Origin of the sequence: Streptomyces sp. NPDC059787, assembly GCF_042732315.1 — a bacterium.
Classification (GTDB): Bacteria; Actinomycetota; Actinomycetes; order Streptomycetales; family Streptomycetaceae; genus Streptomyces; species Streptomyces atrovirens.
The window spans coordinates 183,756-199,090 of the sequence record NZ_JBHWHX010000013.1 but is presented as its reverse complement, the minus strand read 5'-3'; the positions used below and the strand labels follow the sequence as shown (position 1 = coordinate 199,090).

Sequence of the window (15,335 nt, the reverse complement as noted above, 5' to 3'; positions counted from 1 at the left end):
CCGGAAATCTGCGGGCCGGGGGCCTGCGGGAAGCCGGAGGAGCGCCGGCCGGGCCTGCTCCACCGCCTCGCACTCGAGGACGAGCCGGGCGCCGGGCCCTGTCTCCTCGAGCGCCCTCGGAGGCGGAGCCGTTCAGAGCCCGTCGTCGGCCAACAGCTGGGAGCCGAGGGTGTCGTACGCCCATTGCTCCCACTTGGCCGGTGGCCACGCGCGGTCGCGGGTGAGGACCAGGAAGAGCTCCGGGCTGAGGATGGCGTAGACGATGTCCGCCGCTTCTTCGACGGGGACGGCGGTGCGGGCGCCCGGCTTCTCGGTCAGGGACTTCGCCGCTGTCGCGATCACCGTGTACCGCGGGTCCGTCCGGTCCGGCCACAACTCCCGGATCTCCGGGTTGGTCGCTGTCGCGGCGCGGACCATCTCGTTGACGGCCGCGACGCGTTCGAGTGTCCTGCGGGTGCCGGCGACCAGCGCGGCCAGCGCGGACTCGGCGGTGGGCGCGGTCGTGACCTCCGTGAACCAGGGCCGCTCCATCGTCGGCACGGGTTCGTCGTCGCCCGCGATCGTGACATCGACGAGTTCCTTGAGCAGCGAGGGCTTGTTGCGAAAGACGAAGTAGACGGTCTGCACCGCCACCCCTGCCCGGTCGGCGATCTCCTGCAGCTTGGTCGCCCCGTAGCCCTGCTCGACGAAGAGCGCGCCGGCCGCCTCGATGATCCGTCGCCGTGTCTCCTGAGCCTTGCCGCCCTGCTTCCCCTTGCCTTCACCCATGACTGGAGCTTATATCTAGAGTTGAACTCTAGAGGTTGACTCCAATCGTCGGAGGGCAAGCCGTGCACACGATCGCCAACCGTCAGCAGGCAGAGGCGTGGAACGACTGGGAGGGCGTCCTCTGGGCCGAACACCCCGAGCGTTACAACGGGATGATGGGCTCGTTCAACGCGCCCCTCTTCGCCGCCGCGGACATCACAGCCCGGGACCGGGTCCTCGACGTCGGCTGCGGCACCGGCCAGACGACGCGCCTCGCGGCGCGACGGGCCCACGACGGGAACGTCGTGGGTGTCGACCTGTCCGCGCCGATGCTGGAACGTGCCCGCCGTGACGCGGCCGCGGAAGGCCTCGACAACGTCACCTTCGAACAGGGGGACGCACAGGTGCATCCGTTCCCCGACCGCGGATTCGACGTCCTCGTCAGCCGCGGCGGTGTCATGTTCTTCGCCGACCACGTCGCGGCCTTCACCCATCTCGGGCACGCGCTCGTGCCCGCCGGCCGCCTCGCGTTCCTGGGGCCGCAGCCCGCGGGCCCGGACAGCGCCTACGCCCGCGCGACCGCCGCACTCTCGCCGTTCCTGCGCGAGGCGTCCCCCGCCTCCAGGGGTATGGGGTCGCTCCTCGACCCGGCGCGCATCCGCCGAGTGCTCGCCGCCGGCGGGTTCACCGACATCGAGGTGGCTCCGGTCGAGGCGCCCATGACCTTCGGCGCCGACGCGGGCGACGCCGTCGACTTCATCTTCTCCATGGGCCCGACGCGCTACAACCTGCGCGATGTCGACCCGGCGACCGTCACCCGCATCCGGGCCGAAGTGCACGACGCCCTCACGGAGTTCGAGACCGCAGACGGTGTCCGCATCCCCGGGGCGGTCTGGATCGTCACAGCGACGCGTGAGCGTGTCCGTCCGGGCGAGTGACGCATCGGGCACCGGCGTGCGGTGGCGTGAGCCGCCGGAACGCTTCGGGCCGTGGCGGACCGTCCACGGACGACACGCGCTGTGATCAGCCGACGGCACCCGGGACATGCCGCTTCAGCATGCTCGGCACCGTCACCGCGGCGGCATCACTCGTCCGGCTCCGATCCCGATCGGGGAGCCGGGTCCTGGAGAAGGGGGCAGGTGAGGGGCAGGACGCGTTCGGTCAGTCGGCCGGTGAGGTGGGTGTCGGTGAGGGTGGGGTCGGTGAGCCAGTCCGCTGTGGTCAGGCGGTCGATCAGGTGACGTAGTTCGTCGGGGTCGGCCGGCGTCCGGGGGGTGAGGGTGTCCAGGGGGACGCCCTGGCCGTCGGGGCCGAGGCGGCCCGAGGCGTCGGCCCGGGTGGCCAGGGTCAGGGCGAGCAGCCGGGTGCCGGCGGTGGCCTTGGTCTTGCGGAGCTTCTTGTCCGTCACGACCCGCTGGGCCCAGCCGGAGAGCTTGGGCCGCATCTTCCTGCCGAACGTGAACGGGCCCGTCCCGTCCTCGGGGGGCACCAGGGAGGGAACGGTGATCGGGGTGGGGTTCTCCGGCCGGGAGGCGAGCAGGTCGTCGACGGTGCCGGGGAGGGACAGCCAGCCGCAGCCGGTCAGCTTCTCCACCAGGTCCCGCGGATCGGTCAGGCCCAGCGCGTTGACGTCCTGGCCGACGAGGTTGCCGGTGCCGGTGTACGCGGTGCGCAGGGTCAGCATCAGCACCAGCAGCCGTGCCTCCGGTCCGGGCAGCGGGGCGTGGTCGGCCACGTGCGCGAGGACGGAGCGCGCGTGCTCCCACTGCGTCGGTACGGTCAGCAGCCGCGTCACGGCCGGCCCGTCGCCGTACGTGACGCCGCCGGTGCGCTGCTGGTGCTGGGAGCGGATGGTGGCGGCGGCCTGCTCGGCGCGCCGGGCCTCCTCCCGCAGGTCGTCGTCGCCGGTGACGGCGGCCCAGGTGGTGAAGGCGCGGGCCTTGCGTTCCTGGAGGTCGGCCAGGATCGCCAGGTCGGGCTGTTCGCGCCGCTGGTAGGCGCGGAAGAGGTCGCCGAGTTCGGTGAGTTCGTCCCGCAGGGTGTCGGGCAGCAGGTCGTGCGGGACGACCCGCTGGGCGATCCTCCCCTGCCGTGGGCGGCGCCGCGCGGGTACGGAGCGGGGGGTCGGGGCCGGAGCCGTCGTCCCGGCGGGGGGCTGATGATCGGAGAACTGCGGCGCGCCCACGCCCGTGGGCACGGGGGCCTGGTGGTCGGAGAACCGCGGCGCGCCCACGCCCGTGGCTGCGGAGGACGGGCGTTCGGCGGTCCGCGGGGCGGGCGTCCGGGAGGTGCCCACGGTCTTCGCCCCGGGGGTGGCGGCCGCGCACCGCGAGCAGCACTCCATCGCCTGCCACCAGCGCCCTTCCCGGTCGGTGACGACCGCGAGGACGACCGGGCCGCCGCACCGCCAGGGTTCGGCGCGCGCGGGGCGGCCGGTGGTGTCGGGCAGATGGGTGCGGCAGCTCTCGGCCCGGCACGCGCAGTACGCCTCGGCCCTGGGGACGGGGACGGCGCGCAGATGGGCCTTGAGGTGGGCGACCGCGGCCGCGCGGCCGTCGGCCGTGGACGCCAGGCGCTGTTCGGCGCAGGCGGGGCGGCTGCACGTGACGCGCACGGCCGTACTGCCCCGGCCGACGGCGTCCAGACGCACCGTCCACCAGCGCCCCGGCACCCGCTCGCCCGGATCGCCCACCGCGGCCTGTGTCATCCCGCTCTCCCTCCCGATGTGTCCCCGGTACCCGCCGCCGGCCCGCGAGGACCGAACGGCGTCACCTGGTGAACGCCCGGGGAGCGGGGCGGTTTCTCTCCGGGACGTGACAGTTCGGGTCGGCACCACGAAGGGGAGCGTTCCTCCCGGCGGGAACACCGCGCGGACGGCCTCATGCCGGGAGAAACGCTCCCGTCACCGGACGGCCGGCGTGCTCAGGAGCCGGTGGTGACCAGTGCCGGGACCGTCAGGCGGACCGGCAGGGCGCGGTGGCCGTTCATGATGAAGGTCGGCAGGGGCTGGAGTTCCTCCCGGGGGACGGCCAGTGACAGGTCGGGGAAGCGGGCGAAGAGGCGGGACAGGCCGGTGCGGGCCACCAGGCGGGCCACGCCCACGCCGAGGCAGTAGTGGGGGCCGAATCCGAAGGACAGGTGCTCCTTGTCCGTCCGGGTGAGGTCGAAGGAGCCGGGGGCGTCCGGGTGCAGTCGCGGGTCGCGGCCCACGGCGCTGTAGTTGACCAGGATCGGGTCGCCCTTGGGGATGGTGACGCCGTCGAGCTCGATGTCCTCGACTGCGTAGCGCAGCGGCAGGTGGGCCAGGGGCGACTCCACGCGCAGCGTCTCGTCGATCACGTCGTCCCAGGTGGCCTGCCCGGAGCGGACCAGCTCGAGCTGCGCGGGGTCCGACAGCAGCGCGGTGATGGCGTTGTCGAAGAAGTTGATGGTGGTCTCGGAGCCGGCGCCGAGGATCGCGAAGATGGTGTCGGTCAGCTCCTCCTCGGTCAGCCGCGAACCGTCCTCGTCGCGGGCGGCCACGAGGTCGCTGGTGATGTCCTCGCCGGGCTCGCGCCGCTTGTCGGCGATCAGGTCCGCCATCGCGCCGCGCCAGCCGGCGAGCACGGCCTGGGCCTGCTCGGGGGTGATGGTGGTGTCCACCATGGCGTCGATGACCTTGGCGGTCTTGGCGCGGGCCTCCTCGGGCATGCCGATCAGGTCGGCGACCAGGCGCGCGGGCAGCGGGTAGGCGAACCGCTCGCGCAGGTCCACCACCTCGCCGGGCGCGGTCTGCGCCAGGCCGTCGAGGAGCTGGTCGGTGAGTTCCTCCACGCGCGGGCGGAACGCCTCGGTGCGCCGCGGGCTGAACGCCTTGCCGGTCAGCTTGCGCAGCCGGACGTGGTTCTTGCCGTAGGCGGTGACCATGTTGTCCATGGCCACCCAGCTGATCAGCTCCCAGTCGGGCCGTATCTCACCGTTCCGGAAGGCGGGCCAGTGGTTGCGGGCGCTCTTGGTGACCCGCGGGTCGCCGAGCACCTTCTTGATGACGTCGTGGCCGTTCAGCGACCAGGCGAGGACACCGCCGGGCAGTTCCACCTGGACTGCGGGCCCCTGGTCCCGCAGGACGGCGGCCTCGCCGTGGATGTCCCGCCCGGTGGTGTCGAGGGCGAAGGGGCAGCCTTGCTCCATGGGATTTTCCCTGTCTGCAGAAGGGGCGGTCACTGTCCGGTGCCGAAGTGCGCGCGGGCCAGTTCCCGGCCGGCGTGCGAGGCGAGGAAGACGCCGTTGCCGGCGTGGCTGTGCAGCGTCGACAGGTCGCGCCAGACCCGTTCGACGCGTTCCCCCGCGCGTACGGAGCTGGAGCCCGCCGTCGGGAAGAGCTGGCCCTCGACGGCCCTCCAGCACAGGCGGACCACCTCACGGCTGATGGTGGCCAGCCGCAGCTCCTCCTCGCGGGTGAAGGCCGCCGCGTCCTTCAGGCAGAGCTGCTCCCACTGGCGTACGGCCTCGGTCATCGCCGCGTCGGCGGTGGCGATCATGCCGGTGGCCTCGCCGAAGCGGAACTGGAAGTCCGGGTCCTCGGTGCGCGGGACGATCGGGAAGAACGTGGTGGTACGGGTGCGCATCAGCTCCTCGTACGCGTCGAGGGCGCCCTGGGCCATGCCGACGGCCAGCGCGCCGAGTTCGAGCAGCATGAAGCTGAGCGGTCCGCCGCCGTACTCGGGGCCGTGCAGGGTGCGTCCCGGCAGCTCGTCGGTGACCGGGATCTGGCTGAGGTGGCCGGGCAGGGTGCGGTGGGCGGGGATGCGGGCGCCCTGGATGCGGATGCTGTGCGAGCCGCTGCCCTTGAGGCCGAGCTGGTCGCCCCAGTCGTCCAGGCGCTCGAACTGCGACCGTTCGGCGATGAACAGCATCGGCGCGGGCGGCCCGTCGGGGTCGTCGAAGACGAGGGTGTGGCCGATGAAGTGGGTGGCGTAGGGGGCGCCCGAGCAGTAGTTCCAGACGCCGTCCAGCAGCCAGGAGCCGTCCTCGGCGCGGGTCGCGCCGCCGGCGGGGGCGACCGTGGCCGGGCAGACGAAGTCGCCGCCGGCGAACAGCTCGGCCTGGGTGCGCTCGTCGAACAGGGTCGCGGCGACCAGCGCGTGGGCCGCGCCGAACAGGTACATCCAGCCGGTCGACGGGCAGCCGCGGGCCAGGGTCGTGGCGACCTTCATGAAGGTCGCCGGGCCGAACTCGTAGCCGCCGTACCGGCGCGGGACCAGGATGCGGTAGAAGCCGGCGCGGACGAACGCCTCGTGGGTGTCCTCCGCGTAATAACCGCGCCGCTCCGTCTCGGCCTGCCGGGCGGGCAGGCCGGCCGCCAGTTCCTCGGCGCGGGCGACGATCTCGTCCGGGGTGAGGTCCGGCTCCGGCACGGCCGCGCGCGGGGCGAACGTCTCGGGCAGGGTGGAAGTCATCGGGATCGGTCCTCTTGCGTCGAAGTCGGAGTCGAGGTCGAAGTCGAGGTCGAAGGGGTCGTCTGCGGGGCCGTCGAGGTCGTCACAGCTTCGCCAGCGGTGTCTGCGGGGCGCCGCTCAGGGCCGCGAGCAGGTGCCGGAACTGCTCCACCAGTTCGCGGGCGGTGCGCTCGTCGAAGCGGTTGTGGTCGAACTTCAGGCTGCCCGCGAGCTCTCCGCCGGGAAGGACGTCCATGGCCCACAGGCCGCCGTCCGGGATGGCCGAGCTGACCCGCTGCGACAGGGTGCGGCGCCGGATCTCGGTGAAGCGCGGGCCGTCCGTCACCTTGGCGTCCTTGCCGTCCCCGCCGTCCTCGCCGTCGAGCGGGAACGCCGACTGGAGCACCTCGAAGGCGACGACGGCGAGGAAGCCGTCGGCGAACGGTGCGAGCAGAGCCGGGCTGTCCTCGGCGATGCGGGCGAAGGGGATCTCGTTGCGGTAGGCGCCCACGCAGGCCGCGCGGGAGCGGTCGAGGACGTCGGCGAGGGTGGTGCAGTCGCCGGTGTCGATGCGGATCGGCACGAAGTTGAAGAACGGGCCGACCGAGTCCGCGAACCGCTCCTCGTAGCGGCCCGAGGAGAAGGTCGGGAAGACGACGTCGGTGGTGCCGGTGCGCCGGCGCAGCAGCACGCTGTAGGCGGCGGCCAGCACCATGAAGGGGGTGCAGCGCTCGGCGCGGGCGAACTCCACGACCTTCCTGGACAGTTCGGCGTCGAAGACGAAGCGGTGCACGCCGTACGCGCTCGGCAGGTCCGCCTGGGCCGGGCGGTCGGAGGTGATGCCGGTGATCTCGGCTCCGGCGAGGCGCTCGCGCCAGTAGGCGCGGGCCTGGTCGATGCGGCCGCTGTCGGCGTTCTCCTGCTGGTAGCGGGCGAACTCCCGGTACTGGGCCGCCTCGCCCTGCTCGGCCGTGCCGCCGGCCGCGCGGGCGCGGTAGGCGGCCACCAGGTCGCGCATCAGGACCTGGAGGGACCAGGCGTCGGTGGACGTGTGGTGGGTGGCGAGCACGAGGACGGCGTCGGTGGCGTCGAAGCGGCCCAGGAAGGCCCGCAGGTGGGGCAGTTCGCGCACCGGGTACGGGGCGGCGTCGAGGTCGTTCAGGAACTCCTCGGCGCGCACGTCGCGCGAGGTGTCCGCGTCGGGCAGGTCGGTGACCTCCAGGGCGACCGGCGCGGGCGGGTGGACGACCTGGTGGCCGCCCTCGTCGTCGCCGACCACGGCGGTGCGCAGCACCTCGTGCCGTTCGACCACGTCGTCGAGGGCACGCTGCAGGGCGTCGGTGTCGACGGCGCCGGTGACGCGCCAGCCGCACACCAGGGTGTGCCGGTGGCCGAAGGCGCCGTCCGTCTCGCCCTTGTCGAAGGCGCGCAGGAACTGCTGGTTGTACGACAGCGGGATCCGCCGGGCGGTGCCGTCGTCGGTCTGCGGCGCTGCGGTGGTGATGCTCAAGGTGACCAATCCTTTTCCCGGTCGTGGACGACCGCGTCGTACCTAATGGGCCTGGTGGGCCTGGAGGGGGGCGGGCGTCTGGTCCCGCAGCAGGGTTTCGAGTTCGGCGACGGTCGGGTGGCTGAGGATGTCCGCGGCGGACACCTCGACGCCCAGCTCGGCCCCGATGCGGCCGGCCAGCCGGATCGCCTGGAGGGACTCGCCGCCCAGTTCGAAGAAGCTGTCGTGGGGGCCGACCGCGTCGAGGCCGAGCGCGCGGGCGAACAGGTCGCACAGCAGTTGCCGGCCGGGCGTGAGCTCGTCGGTCTCCGGTACCGGTGCCGGTGCGGGCCGTTCGGGTGCGGGCAGCGCGGCGCGGTCCAGCTTGCCGTTGGGCGTCAGGGGCAGGGCGTCGAGCACGACGAAGGCGGCGGGCACCATGTAGTCGGGCAGCAGGGCGGCGACCGCGGCGCGCAGGCCGTCGGGGCCGGTGCCGTCGGGGTGGCCGGGTACGACGTAGGCGACGAGCCGCTTGTCCCCGCCGGGGCCGTCGTCCCGGGCGACGACGGCGACGTCGGCCACGCCGTCCTGGCGGGCCAGGACGTGCTCCACCTCGCCCGGCTCCACGAGGTAACCGCGGATCTTGACCTGGTCGCCGACGCGTCCGGCGAACTCCAGTCGCCCGTCGGCGGTACGCCGCATGAGGTCGCCGGTGCGGTACATGCGCGTACCGGCGGGGTCGGTGACGAAGCGGTCCTCCGTCAGGGCGGTGTCGTGGTGGTAGCCGCGGGCCAGCCGGTCGCCCGCGACGTACAGTTCGCCGGTCTCCCCGTCGGGCACGGGGTCCAGGCCGGGTCCGAGGAGCCGGAACTCCACCCCGTCCATCGGCCGGCCCACGGGGACCGGGCCGTCCGGCGGGCAGGCGGCGGTCATCGTCGTGTGCGCCGCGAAGGCGGTGAGCTCGGTGGCGCCGTACATGGCCCGTACGACGGTGTCCGGGCAGGCGTCGAGCACCCGCCGTACGGCCGTCGGGGCGATGACGTCGCCGCCGGTGAGCACCTCCCGGACCGGGGCGAAGAGGTCGGGGGCCTCCTGGGCGAAGACGCGGAAGAGTCCGGCCGTCACGTGCAGGGCGGTGATGGACTCGTCCGTGAGGAGCCGGCGGACGGTGGCCACGTCGGGCTCGCCCGGCGGGGCCAGGACGACACGGCCGCCGCGCAGCAGCGGCACCCAGATCTCGTACGTGGAGACGCCGAAGGCGTAGGGGGCCAGGGACAGGATCCGCCGGTGCGCCTCGGACCAGGAGGAGTCGGCGGTGAACGCGAGCACACCGCGGTGGGTGACCTCCACGCCCTTGGGCGCGCCGGTGGAACCCGAGGTGTGGATGACGTAGGCCACGGCGTCGGGGTCGCACGCGATGCCCGGGTCGGTGGCGGGTGCGGCGGCCACCGCCGGGTCGGTGGCGGGCTCGACGACTTCGCCGGCCCGCGGCAGTCCGCGCGAGCGCAGCGCGGCGTCGGTCAGCAGTACGGGCGCCCCGGCGCGGTCGGTGATCTGCTGCATCCGGGCGAGCGGGTAGGCGCTGTGCAGGGGCAGGTAGGCGCCGCCGGCCTTCAGTACGGCCAGCAGGGCGACGACGACCTCGGGGGAGCGTTCCATCAGCACGGCGACCGGGTCGCCCGGGCGCACGCCGAGGCCGATCAGCCGGTGCGCGAGCCGGTTGGCCCGCTCGTCGAGCTGACGGTAGGTCAGGGTGGTGCCGTCCAGGGGCGCCGAGACGGCCACGGCGTCCGGTGTCGAGCTCACCTGCGCGGCGAATCGCTGCTGAATCGATGTGCTGACCAAGGCGTTGTCCCATCCGATCGGCCCTCCGGGCGGCGGATGTCGCCGTGCCCCCGGCTCTGCCGGAACGGTCACACAGCGGTCCGGGACGCGGCATCTCCTGGATTGCCGCGCCCCGCACCGGTGCGCACGACGCGTGTACTTGGTCAGGTCGGTGGCTCAGCCGATGTCGAGTCCGGCGGTGAACCAGGCCTCGGCGGCCCGGATGCGGGCCTCGCACTCGGCCCGGTCCGCGCCCGCGATCACGAAGGCGACGAGGAAGTCCCCGGAGTGCGAGGCCTCGGGCACCCGCTCTCCGACCTGCGCGTACGTCGTGTACTTCAGGACGCCCGGCGGCAGGGTCGCCGGGTCGGGCAGGGCGCGCAGCACGCCCGGCCGCTTGGTGAACAGCAGCTGTCCGGCGATCTGCCCGGGGTCGGCCCGGCCCTCGTGGTCCACGGGCAGTCCCAGCTGGCGGCGCACCGGGTACTCCATGGGGTCGAAGCCGAACAGGGCGCGCTGGACGTCGCGCACCCCGGCCCCGCCCGCGCGCGAGGCGGCCTCGCACAGGACGAGTTCGTCGTCGTCGGTGTGGAACACCTCGATGTGGAAGGCGAAGTGCTCGGGTCCGCCGAAGGCCTCCAGGATCCGCTCGCCGAACTCGGTGAGCCTGCGGGTGAGCGGATCGGCGACGTCGAGGGCGATGTCGACCCGGCCCGCGCGGTCGCGGAAGTTCGCCAGCGCGTACAGGTAGCGGGAGGGCCACAGGGTGGCGATCCGCCCGTCCAGGACGGTGCCGTCGATGTGGCACATGGAGCCCTCGACGAACGTCTCGGCCAGCCACTGCGGCTCGCCGTCCGGGCCGGTCAGCTCGGCGGTGTCGAGCCATGCGGCCAGTTCCCCGTCCGTGCGCAGGACGGCCACGCCGACGGACAGGGCGCCGCGGCGCGGTTTGACCACCACGGGCAGTCCGTGACGGCCGGCGAAGGCGGTGAGGTCGGCGGCCGTGTGCAGCAGGGCGTGGTCGGCGACCTTGATGCCGGCCCGTACGGCCGCCTGCTTCATCTCCCACTTGTCGCGGTAGACGAGCGCGGTGTCCGGCCGCTGGCCGGGGAGCCCGTACCGCTCGCGCAGCACGGCGGCGCGCTCGATGTCGAACTCCTGGCAGGCCACGAGGTCCGTGACGCCGAACTCCTCGATGAGCTCGGCGGCCCGTTCCGCGACGCGGTCACTGGTGTCGTAGTCGGGCAGCACCTCGGCGTGCAGGTAGGGCGCGGTGGTGGGCAACTCCTCGCCGAACAGGGCGAGTTGCTCGGCCGAGCCGAGCAGGACGATCTTCTCGTCCCGGCCGGCGAGCCAGTTTTCGTAGGGGTTGGCCCGCAGGGAGCCGCGGTGCAGGACCAGGGTGGTCATGAGGGGGACCCTTCGGTGAAGATGCTGACGTAGCGCTCGCCGGTGTCGGGCAGGATCGTGACGACGGACTTGCCCGCGGACTCGGGCCGCCGTGCGAGGAGGGCCGCCGCGTACACGGCGGCGCCGGAGGAGACCCCCGCGAACAGGCCCTGTTCGCGCACCAGGGCGAGGGCGGTCTCGAGGGCGGCCTCGTCCGGGCAGGTGATCACCTCGTCGATGAGGTCGACGTCGGTGGTGGGCGACACGAAGCCGCCGTTGAGGCCGGGGATGCGGTGGGTGCCGGCGTACCCCCGGGACAGCACCGGGGAGTTCTCCGGTTCCACGGCGACGATCTCCAGGCCGGGGTTGTGTTCCCGCAGGTAGCGTCCGGCTCCGGTGAGGGTGCCGCCGGTGCCGACGCCCGCGACGAGCACGTCGACGCGGCCGCCGGTGTCGGCCCAGATCTCCGGTCCGGTGCTCTCGTAGTGGGCGCGGACGTTGTCGGGGTTCTCGTGCTGGCGCACGTACCAGGAACGGGGGGTCGCGGCCTGGATCTCCTCCGCCTTGGCGATGGCCCCCGCGAACCGCTCGGCGCTGGGCGTCTGCACGACCTCGGCGCCCAGCGCGTTCAGCAGGCCGATCCGCTCGGGGGTGGCGCTGTCGGGCAGGACGACGATGCAGCGGTAGCCGCGTCTGGCCGCCATGGCCGCGAGCGCGATGCCGGTGTTGCCCGAGGTGGACTCCACCACGGTGCCGCCGGGGGCGAGGTCACCGCGCTCCTCGGCGCCGCGCAGCATCGCCAGGGCGGCACGGTCCTTGCTGCTGGCGAAGGGGTTGGCGGACTCCAGCTTGGCGAGCACCTCGGCGCCGGGCGCGGCCCCGGCGACGGCGAGACGGACCAACGGGGTGTGGCCGATGAGCTCTTCGAGCCCGGCGGCGATGTTGCGTTCGGTACGGACGGCGGTGGTCACGGCAGTCTCCAGGGCGGGACGGAACGGGCGGCCGGGCGGCCGGGGGCGGGACGGCACGCCCCACGAGCGCTCACCGGGAACCGGCCGGGGCGAGCAGGCGTACGGCGTCGAGCGCGGGCGGTGCCGCTACGGCCGGGACGGACGGATTCGGAGCGGCGCATCCCAATCTCACGACCGCTCACCGGGAACCGGCCGGGGCGAGCAGACGTACGGCGTCCAGGGCGGACGTCGGGGCGGGCGACGCCACTTCGGTCGGGACGGACGGAGTCGGGGCCGCTCACCAGGAACCCGCCGAGGCGAGCAGGCGTACGGCGTCGAGGGCGGGCGGCGCCGCACCGGCCGGGTGGGCGACGGCCGGGGCGGACGTCGGGGCGGGGCGGACGGTCGAGCGGGCCGCGTAGACGCGGGCGCCGGGCGGGACGTCGTCCGTGACGGTGGCCATGGCGCCGATCAGGCAGTCGTCGCCGACCGTGACGGGACCGAGCACGGTGGCGTTGGCGCCGAGGACGACCCGGTCGCCGACCACCGGGTGCCGGCGGGCGCCGGGCGGGCGCGCGTTGTCCGCCCACCAGCCGACCGCCCCCAGCGTGACCTGCTGGTAGATCGTCACGTCGTCGCCGACGACGGCCGTCTGCCCGATCACGACGGACGCGCCGTGGTCGATGAAGACCCGTCGGCCCAGCCGCGCGCCGGGGTGGATCTCGACCCCGGTGCGGCGGCGCGCGACACGGGCGACGAGCCGTGCGGCCCAGCGGGTGCGCCCGCGGTGGAGCCGGTGCGCGACGCGGTGGGCCCACAGGGCGGACAGCCCGGTGTGGCCCAGCGCCTCCCAGCGGCCGCCGAGGGACGGGTCCCGTTCGACGACGACGCCGAGGTCCTCGCGCAGGGTGGTCAGCAGTCCTCGTCGTACGGACATGGTGGTCAACTCCTCCTGGTCGTTCAGGCCGCCCGCAGCTCCTCCTGGACCGCCGGGGCGACGTCGATGCGGATCTCCTCGCGGACCAGGTGCTCGCACAGCCGGACCGCGCTGTCGGGGTCGGCGGCCGTCACCGCGACGCTGCCGAGCCGGTCCCAGTTGTCGCGCAGCTCCCGTACGGTGTCGCCGGGCCGGACCGAGACCTGGGCGAGCAGCACCTCGGGCCGGGCGGCGACCTCCTCGACGCCGTGGACTGCGGTGACGGTGCCGGGCTCGCGCAGCACGAAACGGGTGACGGCGGCCGCGGTGGGCTCGGGGGGTGCGGCCAGCGGCTCGGTCAGGCCCAGCGGCCAGGCGGCCCCGTAGGCGATCAGGTCGATGCCGTAGGCGGCGCGGACCAGCTCCGGGATGTGGCCGCCGCCGAGCCGGTTGTGGGACTCGATGACCATCGGGCCGCGGGCGGAGAGCCGGATCTCGGTGTGGCTCGGCCCGTCGGTGACGTCCATCGCGGTGAGGAAGTCCTGGACCGCGGTGGTGAGCCGGCTCCGGTCGGTGTCGGAGAGCCGGGCGGGCACGACGTGGCCGAGTTCGGCGAAGTGGGCGTCGTCGGTGAGCTTCTCGGTGACGGCGACGACGACGTGGCGGCCGGCGAAGCTGAGCGACTCGACGCTGAACTCGGGGCCGTCGATGTAGGACTCCATGAGGAAGCCGTCGACGGTGAACATGGTGGAGCCGCGGTCGGTGCGCCCGCCCTGCAGCTGTTCGATCCGCGCCCATACGGCGTCGAGGTCCTGCGGGCCGTCCACGCGCAGCAGACCGAACCCGGCGGTCGTGGAGACGGGCTTGACGATGAAGGGGTAGCCGGCCCGCTCGCCGAAGGCGGCCAGGGAGGCGCGATCGTCGACCAGGCCGTGCTCGGGGACGGGCAGGCCGCGCTCGGCGAGGTGCCGGCGCATCAGGTACTTGTCGCGCATCCGGCGGCTGGCCTCGTAGCGCCTGCCGTCGCTCAGCCCGAACAGGTCGGCCAGCCGGCTCGCGGTGTTGAGGCCGGGTTCGGTGAGGGAGACCACCGCGTCGGCGCCGTAGACGTCGCGGGCGGCCTCGGCGAAGGGCCGTACGGTCTCCCAGTCGGTGTAGTCCAGCATCAGCAGCGCGTGGGCGGTGCTGTTCTGGTACGGGGTGATCTTGTCGGGGTGCTGGATCAGGACGGTCTTCGCCCCGAGCGCGTGGAAGCGCTCCAGGTGGGCGTCGACGCCGCCGATCAGCAGCACGGTCGGGGCGGGGTTCAACGCGGGGTTCCCTTCGGGGCGGTGGCTTCGCGCACGTCGGCGACGAGCAGGGAACGCACGCGGGCGATGCGCTCCTCGGCCTCGGCCGGCGACTGGGCGTCGACGACGACGTAGCCGTGACGGGTGGCGGAGTTCGTGGTGGGCGGGAGTTCGTCGCCGGGGGCGTGGGGGAAGTGCAGGGTGTGCACGTAGGGCAGGGCCAGTACGGCGTCGAGGCCGCGGACCTCCGCCAGGCGCCCCGGCGGCAGCAGGAAGAAACCGACGGACGCGGTGTGCAGGGCGGTGGGCGGCTCGGTGTCGGCCCCCGCGAGGGTGCGGAAGATCTCCGCCTCGATGTCGTACCCGGTGGCGGTCTCGATGAGCTGGGGGATGCGGTCGCCGCCCAGCCGCGTCTGGGACTCCACGACGCGCGGGCCGTGCTCGGTGAGGATCACCTCCGTGTGCGCGGGCCCGAAGACCAGGCCGGCGGCGTCGAGCAGCCGGGTCACCAGGGTGCGGACGGCGGCGTCGTCGGCGGGGGCGAGGAAGGCCGGGTGGATGTGGGAGGTCTCGACGAACAGGGGCGCGCCGGTGGTGCGCTTGGCGGTGATGCCGATGACGTGGTGCGTGCCGCCGGCGGACAGGGTCTCGACGCTGAACTCCGGGCCTTGCAGGTACTCCTCCACCAGATACGGTCCGGCGTGTCCCGCGGCGGTGACGCGGCCGGTCCACTCCTCGAGGTCGGCGGCGTCCCGGATCAGGGCGATGCCGCGGCTTCCGGACAGCCGGGTGGGTTTGACCACGACGGGCAGCGGCAGCCGCGACACGGCGGCGGCGACCGCCTCCGTGGTGAGGACGAGTTCGCTGCGCACGGGCGAGATCCCGTGCTCGCCGAGCAGGGCGCGCAGCGCCCCCTTGTCGTTGAGGCGGTGCACGGCGGCGGCGGGGTTGGGCGAGATCCCGAGCGCCTCCGCCTCGGCGACGACCGGGCCCATGCTGCTCTCCGCTCCCAGGTGCAGCACGGTGCCGATGTCGTGGGCCCGGACGGTGGAGGCGATCAGGGCGCGCAGCGCCGCCTCGTCGGAGAAGTCGGTCAGCAGCAGCTCGCGGGCGTGCTCGGCGACCGAGTCGAGGTAGGCCCGCTCGCGCAGGGCCGGGTCCCAGATCGCCCACACCTCGAACCCTGCCTGGGCGGCCTTGCGGACGAACTGGCTGTAGGGCATCACCATCAGCAACCGCTTGTTCGGCACGCCGTGTGTCATGCGGGGCTCCGTTCTCGTAGGACGTCTCGCGACGGCCCACTCATCGTTTTCC

Annotated in this window: 12 protein-coding genes; 1 reads left to right on the top strand and 11 read right to left on the bottom strand. The window is 73.6% G+C overall.

The features are described from left to right. Positions 1-132: 132 nt before the first annotated feature. Positions 133-768 carry a TetR/AcrR family transcriptional regulator gene (locus tag ACFV5H_RS15630; protein WP_385195139.1) on the bottom strand — a complete coding sequence of 212 codons (636 nt, stop codon included), beginning with the start codon at positions 766-768 and terminating at the stop codon, positions 133-135. 62 nt (positions 769-830) lie between these two features. On the opposite strand from ACFV5H_RS15630, the gene ACFV5H_RS15625 reads away from it, so the two are divergent. Beyond that, positions 831-1,685, top strand: a complete 855-nt coding sequence (locus tag ACFV5H_RS15625) for a class I SAM-dependent methyltransferase (protein ID WP_385046446.1) — start codon at positions 831-833, stop codon at positions 1,683-1,685. 146 nt (positions 1,686-1,831) lie between these two features. On the opposite strand, the gene ACFV5H_RS15620 is transcribed toward ACFV5H_RS15625, so the two are convergent. The 10 genes from ACFV5H_RS15620 to ACFV5H_RS15575 form a co-directional block, all read right to left on the bottom strand. Then, entirely contained in the window at positions 1,832-3,454 is a 1,623-nt protein-coding gene (locus tag ACFV5H_RS15620) for a hypothetical protein (protein ID WP_385195136.1), read from the bottom strand. A gap of 215 nt (positions 3,455-3,669) precedes the next feature. Then, positions 3,670-4,917, bottom strand: coding sequence for a cytochrome P450 (locus ACFV5H_RS15615; protein ID WP_385046441.1), 1,248 nt, complete (start codon positions 4,915-4,917; stop codon positions 3,670-3,672). 29 nt (positions 4,918-4,946) lie between these two features. Then, positions 4,947-6,185 carry an acyl-CoA dehydrogenase family protein gene (locus ACFV5H_RS15610; protein ID WP_385195134.1) on the bottom strand — a complete coding sequence of 413 codons (1,239 nt, stop codon included), beginning with the start codon at positions 6,183-6,185 and terminating at the stop codon, positions 4,947-4,949. Between the two features lie 82 nt (positions 6,186-6,267). Beyond that, positions 6,268-7,674 carry a condensation domain-containing protein gene (locus ACFV5H_RS15605; protein ID WP_385046435.1) on the bottom strand — a complete coding sequence of 469 codons (1,407 nt, stop codon included), beginning with the start codon at positions 7,672-7,674 and terminating at the stop codon, positions 6,268-6,270. 42 nt (positions 7,675-7,716) lie between these two features. Next, a complete protein-coding gene (locus ACFV5H_RS15600; RefSeq protein WP_385195131.1) occupies positions 7,717-9,459 on the bottom strand; it encodes a non-ribosomal peptide synthetase in 1,743 nt (580 codons plus the stop codon). Positions 9,460-9,654: 195 nt separating this feature from the next. After that, positions 9,655-10,887, bottom strand: coding sequence for a NikS protein (locus ACFV5H_RS15595; RefSeq protein ID WP_385195128.1), 1,233 nt, complete (start codon positions 10,885-10,887; stop codon positions 9,655-9,657). Further along, on the bottom strand, positions 10,884-11,837 hold the full coding sequence (cysK, locus tag ACFV5H_RS15590) for a cysteine synthase A (protein WP_385195125.1): 954 nt from the start codon (positions 11,835-11,837) through the stop codon (positions 10,884-10,886). The genes ACFV5H_RS15595 and cysK overlap by 4 nt, the downstream gene beginning before the upstream one ends. 277 nt (positions 11,838-12,114) lie before the next feature. Next, a complete protein-coding gene (gene epsC, locus ACFV5H_RS15585; RefSeq protein ID WP_385046424.1) occupies positions 12,115-12,753 on the bottom strand; it encodes a serine O-acetyltransferase EpsC in 639 nt (212 codons plus the stop codon). A 23-nt stretch (positions 12,754-12,776) separates the two neighbouring features. Next, positions 12,777-14,042 carry an ATP-grasp domain-containing protein gene (locus tag ACFV5H_RS15580; protein WP_385195122.1) on the bottom strand — a complete coding sequence of 422 codons (1,266 nt, stop codon included), beginning with the start codon at positions 14,040-14,042 and terminating at the stop codon, positions 12,777-12,779. Continuing rightward, the gene (locus tag ACFV5H_RS15575) at positions 14,039-15,283 is read right to left on the bottom strand and encodes an ATP-grasp domain-containing protein (protein WP_385046418.1); all 1,245 of its coding nucleotides are present in this window, start codon (positions 15,281-15,283) and stop codon (positions 14,039-14,041) included. Before ACFV5H_RS15575 ends, ACFV5H_RS15580 begins: the two co-directional genes overlap by 4 nt. Positions 15,284-15,335: the final 52 nt, after the last annotated feature.